Annotated in this window: 14 protein-coding genes and 1 pseudogene; 7 read left to right on the top strand and 8 right to left on the bottom strand. The window is 40.1% G+C overall.

The features are described 5' to 3' along the window. Positions 1–51 precede the first annotated feature (51 nt). Complete coding sequence (locus I8751_RS10045; RefSeq protein ID WP_214439022.1) at positions 52–498, top strand: DUF3598 family protein; 447 nt, start codon at positions 52–54, stop codon at positions 496–498. Positions 499–620: 122 nt separating this feature from the next. Further along, a complete protein-coding gene (hisS, locus tag I8751_RS10040) occupies positions 621–2,009 on the top strand; it encodes a histidine--tRNA ligase (RefSeq protein ID WP_214439021.1) in 1,389 nt (462 codons plus the stop codon). Positions 2,010–2,330: 321 nt separating this feature from the next. On the opposite strand, the gene I8751_RS10035 is transcribed toward hisS, so the two are convergent. Further along, positions 2,331–4,766 carry a hypothetical protein gene (locus I8751_RS10035; RefSeq protein WP_214439020.1) on the bottom strand — a complete coding sequence of 812 codons (2,436 nt, stop codon included), beginning with the start codon at positions 4,764–4,766 and terminating at the stop codon, positions 2,331–2,333. Between the two features lie 157 nt (positions 4,767–4,923). Between I8751_RS10035 and I8751_RS29555 the strand changes: the two are divergent. The 3 genes and pseudogenes from I8751_RS29555 to I8751_RS10025 form a co-directional block, all read left to right on the top strand. Beyond that, positions 4,924–5,160, top strand: a pseudogene (locus I8751_RS29555) (IS701 family transposase); the annotation flags it as partial. A 350-nt stretch (positions 5,161–5,510) separates the two neighbouring features. Continuing rightward, positions 5,511–5,987, top strand: coding sequence for an aldolase/citrate lyase family protein (locus tag I8751_RS10030; RefSeq protein ID WP_214439019.1), 477 nt, complete (start codon positions 5,511–5,513; stop codon positions 5,985–5,987). A 256-nt stretch (positions 5,988–6,243) separates the two neighbouring features. After that, positions 6,244–6,699: a RidA family protein gene (locus tag I8751_RS10025; RefSeq protein ID WP_225894078.1), complete on the top strand. Its 456-nt coding sequence runs from the start codon at positions 6,244–6,246 to the stop codon at positions 6,697–6,699. Positions 6,700–6,707: 8 nt separating this feature from the next. Here I8751_RS10025 and I8751_RS10020 read toward each other — a convergent pair whose 3' ends face one another. The 6 genes from I8751_RS10020 to I8751_RS09995 all read right to left on the bottom strand — a co-directional run bounded on the left by I8751_RS10020 (position 6,708) and on the right by I8751_RS09995 (position 12,564). Beyond that, complete coding sequence (locus I8751_RS10020) at positions 6,708–7,529, bottom strand: alpha/beta fold hydrolase (RefSeq protein ID WP_214439018.1); 822 nt, start codon at positions 7,527–7,529, stop codon at positions 6,708–6,710. A gap of 71 nt (positions 7,530–7,600) precedes the next feature. Beyond that, a complete protein-coding gene (locus I8751_RS10015; protein WP_214439017.1) occupies positions 7,601–8,032 on the bottom strand; it encodes a GFA family protein in 432 nt (143 codons plus the stop codon). Between the two features lie 90 nt (positions 8,033–8,122). Beyond that, positions 8,123–9,046, bottom strand: a complete 924-nt coding sequence (locus tag I8751_RS10010) for a BKACE family enzyme (RefSeq protein WP_214439016.1) — start codon at positions 9,044–9,046, stop codon at positions 8,123–8,125. A gap of 117 nt (positions 9,047–9,163) precedes the next feature. Then, the gene (locus I8751_RS10005; RefSeq protein ID WP_214439015.1) at positions 9,164–9,979 is read right to left on the bottom strand and encodes an alpha/beta fold hydrolase; all 816 of its coding nucleotides are present in this window, start codon (positions 9,977–9,979) and stop codon (positions 9,164–9,166) included. Positions 9,980–10,025: 46 nt separating this feature from the next. After that, positions 10,026–11,003 (bottom strand): quinone oxidoreductase family protein, encoded by a 978-nt coding sequence (locus I8751_RS10000; RefSeq protein WP_214439014.1) that lies wholly within the window; start codon positions 11,001–11,003, stop codon positions 10,026–10,028. A 61-nt stretch (positions 11,004–11,064) separates the two neighbouring features. Next, on the bottom strand, positions 11,065–12,564 hold the full coding sequence (locus I8751_RS09995) for an amidohydrolase family protein (RefSeq protein ID WP_214439013.1): 1,500 nt from the start codon (positions 12,562–12,564) through the stop codon (positions 11,065–11,067). 987 nt (positions 12,565–13,551) lie between these two features. On the opposite strand from I8751_RS09995, the gene acnB reads away from it, so the two are divergent. Further along, positions 13,552–16,215 (top strand): bifunctional aconitate hydratase 2/2-methylisocitrate dehydratase, encoded by a 2,664-nt coding sequence (acnB, locus tag I8751_RS09990; protein WP_214439066.1) that lies wholly within the window; start codon positions 13,552–13,554, stop codon positions 16,213–16,215. A gap of 41 nt (positions 16,216–16,256) precedes the next feature. On the opposite strand, the gene I8751_RS09985 is transcribed toward acnB, so the two are convergent. Next, entirely contained in the window at positions 16,257–16,934 is a 678-nt protein-coding gene (locus I8751_RS09985; RefSeq protein WP_318780310.1) for an AlbA family DNA-binding domain-containing protein, read from the bottom strand. A 47-nt stretch (positions 16,935–16,981) separates the two neighbouring features. Between I8751_RS09985 and I8751_RS09980 the strand changes: the two genes are divergently transcribed. Then, on the top strand, positions 16,982–17,228 hold a 247-nt coding region (locus tag I8751_RS09980), incomplete at its 3' end, for a helix-turn-helix domain-containing protein (RefSeq protein ID WP_214439012.1).

The following is a 17,228-nucleotide window of genomic DNA, read 5'->3' as shown; positions in this document are numbered from 1 at the left end:
AAGTTATGATCTGTTTCCCAACAAAGCCGCTTAATTTAATGGAGTTATGTAATGTCTAATATACGAGAAGAAATGCCTGTACTTGCCCGTCACGAAGGAGATTGGGTAGGTACGTATACATTAGTTGATACAGCAGGACAAATTCTCGATCAATATGAGTCTCACTTAAGTTGCCAATTTCCCGAAAATAGCCCCCATCCCTACTACCAAGTCAATCGCTACAAATGGTCTGATGGGAAACAAGAGGAATATGAATTTCCAGGAATGTATAGTGATAAAAAACTTTTATTTGACACTGAACGCATTCAAGGTAAAGCTTGGGAAGCAGATGATTCCGTTGTAATTTTATGGTTTTCATATAAGACAAACCCAGAAATGAACTTATATGAAATGATCTATATTAGCCCAGACAATAATTATCGCGCTCGGACTTGGCATTGGTTCAAAAATTATCAAATTTTTCAGCGCACCCTGATTCAAGAAGAACGGCTAAGATAATAATTTTAAAATTTAGAGATTAGTTTTTCTTCGTGTCTTTGTAGTGCAAAAATGACACGACAAAGGCACAAAGATACAAAAATTAAAATAGGTTTTGTTACACATATTGGCAATAGTAAAACATGGCAAAAGCAGACAAAATAAATTTTTCTACTCCTAGTGGTTTTCCAGAATTTCTTCCTAGCGAAAAACGTTTAGAATTATATTTACTAGATACCATTCGTAAAGTTTTTGAAAGCTACGGCTTTACACCTATTGAAACTCCCGCAGTAGAACGTTTAGAAGTGCTGCAAGCTAAGGGTAATCAAGGCGATAATATTATTTATGGCATTGATCCCATTCTGCCACCAAATCGACAAGCTGAGAAAGAGAAAGCCGGCGAAACTGGTTCAGAAGCCAGAGCTTTAAAATTTGACCAAACAGTCCCATTAGCAGCTTATATTGCTCGTCATTTAAATAAATTAACCTTTCCCTTTGCTCGCTATCAAATGGATGTTGTGTTTCGGGGCGAACGGGCAAAAGACGGACGTTTTCGACAGTTTCGCCAATGCGATATTGATGTAGTTGCTCGCAGTCAACTCAGCTTACTATATGATGCTCAAATGCCTGCAATTATCACCGAAATATTTGAAGCAGTTAACATCGGTAATTTTTTGATTCGCATCAATAATCGCAAAATTCTCACAGGTTTTTTTCAGTCAGTAGGAGTTGCCGAAAACAAAATTAAATCTTGTATTGGTATTATTGATAATCTGGAAAAAATTGGTGAGCTTAAAGTGAAGCAAGAGTTAGAAAAAGAAGGTATTTCGATAGAACAGACTCAAAAAATTATTGATTTTATTAAAATTGATGGCACAGTTGACGAAGTATTAGATAAACTCAAGCACCTCTCTTGTAATCTACCAGAAGCTGAGCAATTCGGCTTGGGAGTTACCGAACTAGAAACTGTGATTACAGGCGTTCGCAATTTGGGAGTCTCCGACAAGCGTTTCTGTGTTGATTTATCTATTGCTCGTGGACTTGATTATTATACGGGTACAGTTTATGAAACTACTCTATTAGGACATGAAGCTTTAGGCAGTATTTGTTCTGGCGGCAGATATGAAGAATTAGTAGGAACCTTTTTAGGTGAAAAAATGCCTGGCGTAGGCATTTCTATTGGGTTAACTCGCTTAATTAGTCGCTTACTGAAAGCTGGTATTTTAAATACTTTATCTGCCACACCTGCACAAGTAATGGTAGTAAATATGCAAGAAGATTTGATGCCTATTTATTTACAGGTGTCTCAACAACTGCGTCAAGCTGGTATCAATGTTGTAACTAGTTTTGATAAAAAAGGATTGGGTAAACAATTCCAGTTAGCTGATAAACAAGGCATTCAATTCTGCGTCATTATTGGCTCGGAAGAAGCAGCAGCGCAAAAATCTTCTCTTAAAGATTTGAAATCAGGCGAACAAGTAGAAGTAGAATTAGCTAATTTGGCTGAAGAAGTGAAACGGAGGCTTCAATGATTAAGCTGATTTCGAAAAGAAAGGGATAGAGAATCTTTTCCCCAACATCCAATACTCAGTTTAATAAGTTTCTGGAAGATTAGGTTTATCTTTTATCTTTGGCGATCGCCCAATGTTTGACGCTAAACTATAAGATTTCAACTTTGCTTGCATGATCATAGAACCAGTAAACCAAATATTTGGTAGTTGCTCTTCTCTGAAAAACTTTTTAGTTTACTGATAAAGCTAGTTGAGGTTTTAGGTTACATTTGGGCTTAATTTTTGTTTAAGTCTCGCTAACCTACGATGTGGGGTGAAAAGTCACAGATGTAGTTGGGATAATTAAGCGTTTGGCAGTTCATGAGGCTGCTTAGGCTCAAGTTGTGCTTGCGAAGTTCTTCTTACCCAAGGGGTAAACCGACTAGGATGAACACATTCAGCACCATTCAGTTCGTCTTTAAGGTTACTGGCGAAAATCTCAAAAATCTCAACCAGAGCTTGGCGATCGGTTAAGCAACCTTGAAGGGCAATAAGTTGTTCGAGAGTCCAATTATAAAGTTGGGTATCACCCTGTTCAATACGAAAATATAACTGACTCTCAAACTGTCCTAAACGGGCGTAAAAGTTCTCCACCTCAGCTTTGATTGACTGCATATCAATGTAGAACTGTTGTTTTTTGATATCTGATAAAACCGTCGTTTTGAGAGATTCCGTGAAGTTTTGGTTAATCTCATTGTTAACGATGGTAGATACTTCATTGCGGAAGTTGACAATTTTATTGTCTAAGTTGACATTGATGCGATTATCAAGCTCGTTGACGACATTATTAACAACTAACTGAACATTGTCACCTGTAGATTGGTTAACAACAGACTTGATGCGTTGATCAAAATCAGCTTCAATTTGTCGGACTACCAGGCTCTTAATGTTTTGGTTTTGATTAGCAATTTTGATGTTAACTACCGCATCAATACGCTTATCAATGTTGCTTTGGATCTGCTGAACCACTTGAGTGGTAATGTCTTGGGCTTGATTAGCAATTTTGATGTTAACTGCATTGTCAATCCGTTCCTGAATGTAGTTTTGCATTTGCTGAATCACAAGATTCTTAACATCCTGGGTGTAATCAGAAATTTTCAGGGTGACGACATTATCAATACGCTGATCTATGTCAAATTGTATCTGCTGAGTTACTTGATTACTGATCTGTTGAGATTGATTAGCAATTTTGACATTAACGACATTTTCAATGCGCTGGTCAATGTCATTTGATATCTGGTTAATGACTTGAGTGTTAATCTGTTGAGATTGATTAGCAATTTTGACATTAACGACATTTTCTATCCGTTGCTCCAGTTCTGTTTGCATTTGCTGAACGACTGAAGTCTTAATCTCTTGAGCTTGATTAGTGAGTTTCAGATTAACGACAGACTCAACATGCTCATTGAGTTCTGTTTGTATCTGTTGAATTACTAAGTTTTTAACTTCTTGGGTTTGCTCAGTAATTGCCAGATTAACCTGGTCATTAACTATTCTGGGAATTCTCGTAATAAACAAGTCGTTGAGATTCTTGTTAAAGTAATTAGACCAACCTTGGAAGTTCTGGTTAAAATTTACCTCCATTTGTTGTATAAGAGTCTTCAGCATGAACTCAAGCCGTGCTACCTGCATGGCAAGTGTCTTAGCTTGGCTTTGATAGCCTTTGAGTATCGAGTTTTCAAGACTTTCCCAGTAAGCTTGTTTATTTTCGTCTTTTTGAGCTGTTACGCTTACTGAGCTTTCGATATTGGTAGCCATCTCTTGCCACATTTGCTCCATCTGATCTTGATCGAAACTGAAGCTGAAATCATTCTCACCGCTGAAGCGACCTCCTCCAGTGGTAGTTCCACCACCAGTGCTTACAAGGGTGACATTGTCTTTATTCCCATTACCGCCTGTCCCTACTGTTACTTGGGGTTTCTTCTGCCCTTCATACTCTTCGGTTACTTCAGTCTCACTCACTGTGTTAATTTCTAGAACGACTTGTCCTTTGTTATCTTCTTTGTAGGTATCAAAGAAAAATCCTAAAATAGTAGTTTTTTCTTTGACTTCTAAAATGAATTCCTCTTGTAATCCGTTGAGCGAACACCAAGTTTCTTTAACTTCAAGACCAGTAAGATTAGAAATAAATTTTCCATCTTTAATCCATAGTAAAGCCCAAGGTTCTAATTGGAATTTTTGCTCAGAAGACCAATAAGTTGCGTTGCCTTCACGAATTTTGAGCTTGTAATTGCCTGGTTCCAATTCAATAAAATTAGAATTTGGTTGCTTCAGCTTAGATAGAACTTTTTCATCAAGAACATAACAGTTATTTTTACTACCAACTGTTAGAGTTTGAGGATTAAAATGTGATTTATTGCTGCTAATTAAAAGATTAACTGCTCCTTTGTTATCACTATTATTCACATCAAAAAACAAAGCACAGATAACAGCTTTCTTTTTGACTTCCAACTGTAACGTCTTGTTATATCCGTTTAAAGTTGTCCAAGTTGCACCTGTTTCAGCGCCTGTGTTTTTGTTGATAAATGTACTACCATCAACCCCATATATCCAAAGTACAACCAAAGGTTCGCCTTCAGTTTCGCTCTGAGCATAACTATAGCGACCACTGGTAATTTTTATATCAAAAGTCCCTTTCTCCAAAGTAAAAGAGCTAGCAACATTTTCTTGCAGGTGGTTCATTGCATTAGCGTCAATAACGTAACAATTGTTTTTGGTGTCAATAGTTAAAAGTGTCATGTTGTCTCCTGAAGAGTTTTACCGTTTTGAGAAGTTTTAGCTTGGACTATAAACTCTATGGTACTGAAGTTTAAATTAAAAGCGATATCAGGACTTGAACCAGATCGAAGGTAAAAAAGAGTATAGTGCTATCTGGGCATAGCTTTCACATTGAAAAAAATTAATAGACCTAACATTAAACCGTGGTTATCAACCAGGAATAGTAATTATAGACGCTGGATATGGTAACAACACATCCTTATTATTAGAGTTAGAAAGTTGGGATTTAAAGTATTTAGGAGAATTAGCTAAAAATCACAAAACTATAGTTAATGATCAAGAGAATATTCAACAAATAATTAGATTAGATGAATTACCCCAGAGCTTAGCCCAAGGGTATTTTACAGAAATTCAATTCCAGTTTTAATAGTAAACATATCGGCGTAAGCACAAAAAGCTCTATCTCTTAAAAGCACATCATTTGGTTTGAAAAAACTGTACATTTTTCTCGCCACTAATTTACTATTATCGGAAAATGCGTTTTTACATTTGGTTGTCTTAATTGATACTGATGCTTAAGTAAGGATTATGCTTGCATTATTATTTAATAATGAAGGATTAAAATTCTTTAATTTCAAGCGAATTTTTAAAAGTTAGATTTTGAACTTACTTGACTTTTTATTAAAGTCCAGAACAGAGCCTCAATAATCCTACTTAGGATTGGTATTTTAAACTTATTTATCCCTCTTACGAAAGATGTGACTAATGCATAGAGCCAAGATAAGTGCAAGTGCGATTCGTCCTAATACTTCTCGGTTAAGGTCAAAATCGGTGTACTGGGGTTTGGCAGAGCTAGAGTATCCTGCCAATTATCGGGATAATCTACTTGTAGCCGTTATTGTTGAAACCCGTCAGGGTTTTGAGAATGTCAGGGAAATTGCCGCAGTTGACGGTATCGATATGGTAGTTTTAGGAGCAGGCGATCTGATGGCAGACATCGCAGACGATTTTGCTGCACTGACTAAGTTAGGAACTTACGATAATTCAGAACTTAACCGATTGATGGCGGAAGCTGAAGCGATAGTTCGCTCCACCCCTGATTGTTGGCTTGGGGGTGTCAGTCGCCATGCCGCCGGAGGTCGCGAACTGTTCGCTAAGGGCTATGATTTCGTGCTACCTGCTGCTGATGGCTGGTTGCTAACCGATGCGGCGCGCTCGATTCTGACTGCTATGAGAGGTTAAAATTTTCGGCGTTGCTGAGTGAAAATATGAATTTGCTTCACGCAGAGTCGCAGCGAAAAGTTGTCATAGCGAAGCGTAAAGCCTGCGGCATAGCTACACTTAGAGCGAGTCTGCGAGCGTCGGAGGGTTTCCCTCCGTAACAAACTTTTCAAGACAGAGTCGCAGAGAGTAAGATTTGAGAATACTTGGTTTTTGAATTTCATATCTTAATTCAGCAACGCCAAATTTTCAGTTTAAAAAGTGGGGAGCTATTTAGATGGCGAAGACTCGTGAAGTCATTATTCCTAAAGGGATGGAAATTTTATACGAAAAGTATCATTACTGCCCTGGCATTAAGGTAGGCAATACTTTATATATTTCAGGACAGGTGGGACGCGATGAAAATTTACAGGTAGTAGAGGGAGTAGAAGCCCAATTTGTCCAGACTTTCGAGAATGTAAAAAAGGTACTGACAGCAGCAGGAGCGACTTTTGATGATGTGGTAGAGATGATTACTTACCATGTGACAGGGGTGAATCTCGGTAGTTTGGAAGTTCAGCCTTCTAATGGTTCAGAACAGCAGTTTACTATTCCACATCTGTCACTGTTTATCAAAGTAAAAGATCGCTATTTTACTAATAATTTCCCGACTTGGACAGGCGTTGGTATTACTGCTTTATCTACACCAGGACTAATCGTAGAGATTAAATGTACAGCAATCTTGGGAAATTAGAGGCTGAACTATTCTGAATTGTTCAAAAATTCGATTACTACCTGCGCTATTTCTTCAGGTATCTGATTCATCATGCAAATTGTTCCTTGGTCAAATTCAACTACTTTGCCATGAGGAATTGCTTGAGAAAGAAAATAGCGATCGCCTGCTTTTGCTAAACTCAATTTTTCAAATTCTTTGACATCATCCATTCCCCAAATAATCAGAGTTGGACACTTAATAGAACGAAATCTTTCTGGTGCATCTAAACAGTAATTGCCGACAGCCCAAACTGCATATAAAGGATGACCAAAACATTTTAAATCGTCTAAAACCCAACGGTGATTTAATTCGGCAGAGCCTACGTATCGAGAACGGGCTAACCATCTTTCCATGAGATGCCCACCATCTTCTTTGATGTTAAAACCTTCCTCAAATCTTCTAAATAGCTCTGCTTGCCCTCCTTCACCGAAACCAGCTACATTACCCAAGATTAGTTTATCAACGCGATCGCCATAAGTTGCTGCTACTTCTCCGGCTACAAAAGCACCTGTATGGTTTCCCATGATGCTGGTTTTTTCTATACCTAATTCATCTAAAAGCGCGATCGCTGTTTTCGCATAGTCAGCGATTGTATACATTCTCGGTGGTTTATCCGAATCACCAAATCCCATCAAATCCATTGCTATGACTCGTCTGTGTTTAGCAAGGATAGGCATAAGTTCGCGATATTCATCACTACTGCGGGGGTTCATGTGCAGCAACAGCAGCGGTTCACCCTCGCCACCGATGCGATAAAGAATCTGTCCATCTTCTGTATCTAAAAAAGCTCGTTTAATTTTTTGTTTCATTATTATTTGAGCGATCGCAGTTAGATTTTTTGCCCATTCATACGATTGGGATTACTGGTGATCGGGTAATATTATTTTGATGATGGAGGGATAAACTGTGCAAATACCTCTGCCCCTGTCAGGTTCTTGGTTGCATTCGCAAAACAGTAATATTTAGGTTTTTCATCGATGAATAACTGATGATCGAGAATAAGATCTTCACCGTTATCGAATAGTCCAACAGGCATGAAGTACTGGTTATTTTGTTTCAATTTATAAAATAGATGGCTACCACATTTATTACAGAATCCACGCTCTGCCCATTCTGAAGATTGATAAAACCCGATATTTTCTTCACCAGAGAAGCTAACATCACTTCCACACTCAATTACTAACAAAGGCCCTCCACCCCACTTGCGACACATACTACAATGGCACGCTCCTAGATGATTACTCATACTTGTTGTGGACATGCTTACTGCTCCACATAAGCAGCTACCGTTTGCAACATTTAGATTAGACATATTTTGCTCTCCTTCGGTAAGATGTTAATCACAAATAAATAACTATGTTATTCTGCTGCGATCGTCAAGAAGAAATTGACCGCCACAGTCTTAGTTGGCAGTTACCTTTAGCTCTTTACTTTGGGAAGCTCTCGGCGACATCTTCAGAATCTCGCGGGTTTGCGCTGGCGTTGCAACTTCCCGACCGAGTGTATGCGCCATCTTTGCAATTTTGTCTACTAACTCGCCGTTGTGCGGTTTACCAAAGCGAGTGTAAGCATAATCTCCTAGTCCAATCGCGACATGGCCTCCCATTGTAATTGCCCAAGCTGCCACCCTCATCACGTCTCCATTCCAGCAAAGTGCCAGCCACTGGTTGCCAGCAGGAACCTCAGCTATAAACGCCTGCAAACCCGATATAGTCGCCGCAGCTCCAGCCGGCATTACTTCCCCAGTAAAAACAAACTCCCAAAGCGTCTCCTGTGGCAAAAGTCCCATTTCCTGGAAGCAACGCGCTGTTCGCATTTGTCCTACATCCCAACAAACTGAACTGACGTAGATATTATGCTCCTTGAATACTTCCAGCACCGCCCTAAGGTTATCACGGCTATTAACATACACTTGGTCATAGGTAGTAAACTTTTTTGCCTGGGGATTCCAGAAATCCACGTTGAGCGACCCGAAATCCACTGGTGCCATGTCAACCCGCAAAACTGGATCGTCATTCACTGCCAAGATGTGCCGGACGCGATCCTCTACCTGATTCTGTGTAATGTAGCCAAGCGTCGGATGAATTAGGAGATCCGTTTGTTCGCGAATTCCCTGTATCACTTCGAGATAAAGTTCAACTTCGTTGCGCGGTTTCCCACTATCTGGGTCTCGCCCGTGCCAATGGAAAATCGAAGCCCCTGCTTCCCAGGCACGAACTGCTTCGCGGATGATCTCTTTTGGAGAGTAGGGCAAAGCAGAATTGTCTTCGCGATAAGCTATTTCGTTACAACGACACTCGATAATCAATGGTAATTCGTCGTTCATTGTCTTCTTGCTAAATAGGTAGGCAAATTTATTTGTATATTTACTGGGCAGTTATATTTTTTGTTCCTTGTTCTCCCTCAATGCAAAAATACTTAATCAATTTTGTACAAGTATTTATTATTTTTCCAGAAAATCAACTACTACTTTTAATACTTCTTCTGGCATTTGATTGACCATCCAAAGGTTTCCACCTTCTAATTGAATCCTTTGATTATTAGGAATTACTTCCTTAAGCCAAGATTGATTTTCAGCTTTGGCTAAACCAACTTTTTCTAATGGTTCTAAAGCCTTATCTCCTGACAAAATCAGGGTCGGGCATTTAATTAAACGAAATCTTTCTTGGGCAGAAAGACAATAGTTAGCTACAGCCAAACCAGGGTATACAGGAGCGGCAAAGCACTTCAAATCATCTAAAACACAACGATGATTTAACTCTCCATTACCGATGTAATTGACACGAGCTAACCATTGTTCCATCAAATGGGAGCCATCTTCTTTAATTTGATACCCTTGAGAATATCTCTTGAGGATTTTATCTTGTTCTTCTGCGTCAAATCCAACTACATTGCAGAGGATGAGTTTTTCAACTCGTTCTGGGTAAGCTACTGCCACTTCTCCTGCAATATAAGCGCCCGTAAGACTACCGAAGATGCTTGTCTTTGTTATGCCTAATTCATCCGAAAGTGCGATCGCAGTTTTAGCATAATCTGCAACTGAATAAACTCTGGAGGGCTTGTCAGAATCACCTAACCCCATTAAATCCATTGCAATTACTAATTTTTTGGCTGCCAAAATAGGCATCAGTTCTTGAAATTCATCACTACTGCGGGGAGTCATGTGCAGTAAAAGTATGGGTTCGCCTTCTCCACCGATACGGTAAAGAATTTGTCCATCTTCTGTGTCTAAAAATGCTCTTTTGATCCGTTGGCTCATTTCCTGATACACCCTACATTACTGGAGTTGAGATTCAGATTTAATATTATGGAACTACAATAATCTTCCCGATCAAATCTCGGTTTTCCATTTTGATCAGTGCCTCAGACACCCCTTCTAGATCAACTATCTCATCAATTGTTGGCTGTATCTTTCCTTGAGCAACTGCTGGAATCACCAAATCCCTGAGTGTTCCCAAACTTGCTTGATAATCATTGTTATACCAAAGAGCAATGCCGTAAATTGTAGCATTGCGTCCTAGCAATTTTCCCAAAGGCAAGGCAGCATCCATACCCGTAGTAGTACCATAGCTGACAATACGGCCATTATTAGCGATCGCATCCAAACAATGGGCAAAAGTTACTTTTCCTGCGCCATCAAGTGCCACTTGTACCCCTAAGTTGTCGGTAATTCTTCGCACCTCGGCAACTACATCTTGATGGCTATAATCAATTGCCTGTAATGCACCTAACTCTAGTAATCGTTGTACCTTTGCTTGATTACCAGCAGTCGCAATGACTCGCCCTCCTAGCAGTTGAGCAAGTTGAAGTGCGGCGCTGCCAACACCGCCACTACCTGGATGTATCAAAACCCACTCTCCAGGCTGGACATTGGCTTTGTGAATTAGTGCCATCCCAGCAGTTAGATAAGCAATAGGTAAGCTAGCCGCTAGTGTAAATGATACGTCATCGGCAAGAGGTAACAATTCGGTTGCCAGACCAAATGCCATTTCCGCAAAGGCACCCCTAACACGTCCAACAACACGCATTCCAGGCACTAATTCTTTGACTCCTAACCCCACAGCATCAACCTCACCAGCAGCTTCCTGCCCTAGGATATAAGGTAGTTCTTGATGACCATATCCGCGATAGGTTCCATAGGTGGTCTGTAAGTCAGAATTGTTAATACCAGCAGCCATTACCCGAATCCTGACTTCACCAGGATTTGGTGGCAAAACTTCTATCTCATCTATTCGTACAGCAGTTGCCCCACCGTAGTTATGAATACGTGCTGCTTTCATCATTATGCAACAAAATATGATTAGGTTTGATATTTCAAGTTTGAGTTATGTTCCTAGTTGCCAATCAGACATCGGCTTTTGCCTGGATTTCAGAATGGGAGCGTTTCAAATAACGTCCCGTTGGGGAACCTAGAACTTGTCCGTTGTTGTAAATCAGATTTCCCCGCAAAAAGGTACTCTTCACCCGTCCAGTTAACTCCACACCTTCAAACGGTGTATAACCTTGTTGTGACTCTGACTCAGCAGCGTGTACCACAAAACTTTCATTGGGATCTACTAATACCAAGTCTGCATCGTAGCCAATGGCGATATCACCTTTTTCTAACAAACCAAAACGCTGCGATGGGTTCCAAGATAGCAACTTAGCTATATGGTTGTAAGACATTCCCCGCTTGCTACCTTCACTAATTACACCAGAAAGTAAATATTCTGTACCGCCAAAACCAGACTTTGCTAACCAAATATTATGCGGGTCTTTAGCACTGCGTTTTTGTTCGGCAGAACAGCAAGCATGGTCACTAACTATCCAATCTACTTGATGGTTGAGTACTGCTTGCCACAAGTATTCCACATCAGCACGGGGACGAATAGGAGGGTTGACTTTTGCCCAAGTACCATTGGGAGTATCGACATCTAATAGCAAATGCCCCACAGTAACTTCTCTGCGAAAATTGATATGAGGAAAAGCAGTTTGCATAGTCAAAGCTGCTTCCATTGCTTTACGGGAACTTAGATGTAACAAATTGATGTTTGCACAGTTGGTTTCATGTGCCAAATAAGAAGCAATGCAAATTGCTAAACCTTCGGAATGAGGGGGACGCGCTGCACTGTAAGCTTTCAATCCGCTAAGACTAGAATCATTTTCTACTATTTTGGTGTAGGCGTTGAGAATTTCTGCAACTTCGCAGTGCAAACTCAAGCTGATAATATCTCGCGCTTCTGGATGTGCTTCTATTAAGCGAGTTAGACCGCGCATAATAAATTCAAAATGGGCGAAGTCGTAGCGTTCCTCTTTATTAATCATCAAAAAGAGATTTTGCTGGTCTGATAAACCATGCAACCCGTAACCGCCATAAAACATGAAGATTTTAAAGGAAGATATACCGTATTGTTCAAACAGTAGCGGTATTTCTTCGATATGCTGGCTAGCTATAGGTGCAATGTGATAACTGTAATCTACAAAAAAATTACCTAAGGATAAGGCCAATACCTCTGGGAAAAAATCGCGGTATGAGCCGCCTTTGTTGAGATAATACTGCCCGGTGCGGATGTAATTCAGGCTTGTAGTCACGCCTCCCATTGCGGCTGCTTTGCTTTCAGTCACAGCATCTTTATCGAGGGGTTGATAGATACCGATGTGCATGTGGGCATCCACGACCCCAGGAAAGCCCAGCAAATTTTGGGCATCAAATATCTCTTGGCTTTTGTCTGAGCTAATATTAGGGGCAATCTGGGCAAATTTCCCATCCTTAATTCCCAAATCAAGTAGTTCGACAGTATCTTTATGAGGACAAACTACTCGCACATTTTTGATAATTAGATCTAATAGGGGAGACTCAGACACAATAGACCTCATACTAAAATGAGTACAAAACCCAAATTTTTAATGTTTAAACATAATATTTAATATTATTCCGCTTAAGCATTGTATAAGTTCAGATCTTACTACTCTAGACACTAATTTTTTAACTAGTGATGGATAAATCCTTATCATACCGGGACACAGACTAATTAATCAAAACTCCTCTCCTACAGTGCGATCGCTTGACGAGCTTCATCGATAATTATCAACGAACAATGCATATCCAATACACCTGGCGATTAGAAATCGCGGCTACACAAACGAAGTCCCTTCGGGTTCGGGAGTTCACAAGACGCTCGAAGACTCGCTAACGCTGCGCTAACGACGGGAACCGCCAAGACTGCGACTCCCTCACCGCCTACGCGGACTCCAGGAAATTTCATTCGCCGGGACAGAGGTGTTTTTACGAAAGTGAGATGCTCCCTCTTGCGTTTTTGCTAAATTTAACTCATGATTACTCCCAAAGCGATCGCTTAAACTGTTCTATGCTTTTTGAAATTTTTTAACTGTTTATTCACAAAATTATTTACTAGAAATCAACTGAATATTTTTCGCAAAAAAGCTAATATTTTTATTCATACAAAACAAAGTTTATAATTTTTTATTTAATTTTTATCTGTGCCTGTTATCCATCTTGGATGGCTGATAAAAATATTCATATCAAATAGTTTTGATAGTCAGTTAATGCCTTTTTAATATGAAAAGATTAGGCGTAATTAAATTAAAACAATTATCTATATTTCTAACTTGCTCAGATTGATTATAATTTAACTATAAACATGTCTGTCTACTAATCAACAAAGGCTGAACAAGCTTACTACGACTATAATTTAAGTATAAGACATAATCAGTTTAAAGTGATTACCAGTAATGCTTTAAGCAATAAAAATACGATAAACTTTTATAGCTCAACCCTGCCAAAAATTTTCCTATTATTAAGGGGAGATCACCTCAATGGAGAACGTAAAAATGCTAGAAGAATACCGTCAGCATGTTGCCCAAAGAGCAGCATTAGGAATTCCCCCTTTACCATTAGACGCAAAGCAAACATCACAGTTGTGTGAATTGCTGAAAAATCCGCCCAAGGGTGAAGAAAGTACATTATTGCATTTATTGCGCGATCGCGTACCCCCTGGTGTTGATGCTGCTGCTTATGTGAAGGCTGGATTTCTCACCGCCATTGCCAAAAAAGAAATTACTAGTCCTTTGATTTCACCTATTGAAGCGGTGGAATTACTAGGCACAATGGTGGGTGGTTATAATGTGCAATCTTTAATCGATTTGCTGCAATCGCCTACTGTATCTGTATCAGATTCTTCTGAAACGCCTTTAGTAATGGGAGGAGAAGGAAAGGAACCCATAGCCGCCTACGCTGCTGACGCTTTAAGTAAAATCTTGCTGGTGTATGATGCTTTTCATGATGTTTTGGAGTTATCTAAAACTAATCCTTACGCCAAGCGAGTGATTAATTCGTGGGCAGAAGCTGAGTGGTTTACTATTCGTCCGCAGCTACCAGAATATATTAATGTCACGGTTTTTAAAGTTCCCGGCGAAACCAACACCGATGACTTATCCCCCGCCACTCACGCCACGACTCGCCCGGATATTCCCCTACATGCCCTAGCAATGCTAGAGTCACGGCAACCTGGAAGTTTAGAAACCATTGCCGAATTGAAGAAAAAAGGACATCCCGTTGCTTATGTCGGAGATGTAGTTGGTACTGGTTCTTCTCGTAAATCTGCCATTAACTCGGTATTGTGGCATTTGGGAAATGATATTCCTTTTGTACCCAACAAACGGGCTGGAGGGTATATATTAGGTAGTGCGATCGCGCCGATCTTTTTTAACACTGCTGAAGATGCCGGTGCTTTGCCTATTCAATGCGATGTCACCAAACTAGAAACCGGCATGGTGATCACTATCTATCCTTACAAAGGTACAATCGTCAACGAAGCAGGCGAAGTTATTTCTACCTTTACCCTCAAACCCGATACCATCCTCGATGAAGTCCGTGCAGGTGGACGCATCCCCCTACTTATTGGACGCACCCTCACCGACAAAACCCGCGAAGCCCTCGGTTTAGCACCTAGTACATTGTTCATCCGTCCCCAGCAACCCAGCGATACAGGCAAAGGTTACACCCTGGCACAGAAAATGGTGGGTAAAGCCTGTGGATTACCCGGTGTTCGTCCTGGTACATCTTGCGAACCCCTCATGACCACTGTTGGTTCCCAGGATACCACTGGCCCCATGACCCGCGATGAATTAAAAGAACTCGCTTGTCTGGGTTTCAGTGCAGACTTAGTAATGCAAAGCTTCTGTCACACTGCGGCGTATCCCAAACCAGTTGATATTAAAACTCACCAAGAACTACCAGACTTTTTCTCCCAACGTGGCGGTGTAGCTTTACGTCCTGGCGATGGGATTATTCACTCTTGGCTGAACCGGATGTTGCTACCAGATACCGTAGGCACAGGTGGCGACTCTCACACCCGCTTCCCCTTGGGTATTTCCTTCCCCGCTGGTTCTGGATTAGTAGCCTTTGCTGGTGCTTTGGGTGTTATGCCTTTAGATATGCCAGAGTCGGTATTAGTACGTTTTAAAGGTGAATTGCAACCCGGCATTACTCTAAGAGATATTGTCAATGCAATTCCCTACGTAGCTATGCAAAAAGGTTTGCTAACAGTAGAGAAGCAGAACAAGAAAAATATCTTCTCTGGTAAGATTCTAGAAATGGAAGGCTTACCAGATTTGAAAGTGGAACAAGCCTTTGAACTTACCGATGCTAGCGCAGAACGTTCTTGTGCAGGTTGCACTATTAAATTGAGTATCGAGACAGTTGCCGAATATCTGCGTTCTAACATTACGCTGTTAACGAATATGGTAGCGAGGGGCTATCACGATGAGCGTACCATTATGCGCCGCGTTGCTAAGATGCAGGAATGGTTAGCAAATCCCGTGTTAATGGAAGCTGATGCAGATGCAGAGTATGCCGAAATTATTGAAATTGATTTGAACGAAATCAAAGAACCAATTGTGGCTGCTCCCAATGATCCTGATAATGTGAAATTATTATCGGAAGTTGCTAATGATCCTGTGCAAGAAGTATTTGTTGGTTCTTGTATGACGAATATTGGTCATTATCGGGCAACAGGCAAAGTGTTAGAAGGCGCAGGTGAAGTAAAAACTCGTTTGTGGATTTGTCCCCCCACGCGCATGGATGAACACCAACTTCAAGAAGAAGGTGTATATGATATTTTTAAAGCTGCAAATGCGCGCACAGAAATGCCTGGTTGTAGTTTGTGTATGGGCAATCAAGCGCGAGTTGCTGATGGAACAACGGTCTTTTCTACCTCAACTCGTAACTTCAACAATCGCATGGGTAAAGATGCACGAGTTTATCTTGGTTCAGCAGAATTAGCCGCAGTTTGTGCATTGCTAGGACGCATTCCCACAGTACAAGAATATATGGATATTGTGGCGCAGAAGATTCATCCTTTTGCTGATGATTTGTATCGGTATTTAAACTTTGATCAGATCGCTGGTTTTGAGGATGAAGGACGAGTAATTGCATTGGAAGATATGCCCAGGATTGAGGATATTTTGGGTATGCCAGCTAGTAGTTTGCGTTAATTAAGTATAGTATGGTGGGCAATGCCCACCTCGCAAACTGATTATTTTTGAAAAAGCTTAGAAATAGCTATTAAATCACGTCCTTGTATCTCAACTGTTGATGAGTCTTTTCTTGTGAAGGCTTTTTCTCCAATAAATGAAACCTCAGTTTGGGCTGGAATAGTAATCCTAATGACTGAATGACCTTTATATGATATCGTGTCAAACTTAGTTAGTACATGTGTCTTTAATATTTCTGTAAGAGCAGAATTATGAATTGTATTCGTTAGCAATCTCACATATTGCTCGACAGTTTGCTTTTGTAGCTTTGCTTCTCTATCAATTCCTACAATATATCTTCCATTAATCTCAATAGGTCTTACATTATCTAGCATTTCGATCTTATCAGCGTCCTTTTGAGAGTCAGTAACTCCAATATGAATATATCCATCGCTATCTGACCCTAAATTTGCTATTCCACATATAGTTTCAACAATTCTTTCTAGTAAATCTTTATTTAGGCTTCTTTTCGCCGATAAATCGAGTAACCCTTGCTTACATTCATACCTTGAGGTTTCTATGCGAGAACGACGCAAAGAGTTTTCAAGATCAAGTACGAGTTCAACGCCATGTCCTAAAGCAGATGGTTCTTTTTTAGCAAAACAATCTTGAATTAGACCTATAGTTTGCTTAATATTATTCTTACGATCATCGGTTGTTGTATGGTGATACCAATTCACTAAAAAAATGATAGAAATAGTTAAGTCAGAAATATGAGCAGAAGTTCATGGCTGGAGTCACCAAAGTAAAAATAGAAGAATCGGCAGAGGAATTACGTGAACTGCTGAAAAAACAGAAAACAGCATTAGGAAAAGAACGTATTCAAGCATTGTATTTACTAAAGATAGGTCAGGTAAGGACAATACAAGATTTAGCGGTAGTGTTGGGAAGAGGAAGTGCCACAGTACAAAGGTGGTTCAAGGCTTATACAGAATTGGGAATCGCCAGTCTAGTATCAAGAAAGAAGGGTTCAG

Origin of the sequence: Atlanticothrix silvestris CENA357 (assembly GCF_016056295.1) — a bacterium.
Lineage (GTDB): Bacteria > Cyanobacteriota > Cyanobacteriia > Cyanobacteriales > Nostocaceae > Atlanticothrix > Atlanticothrix silvestris.
This window is presented reverse-complemented; position numbering and strand designations above follow the sequence as displayed.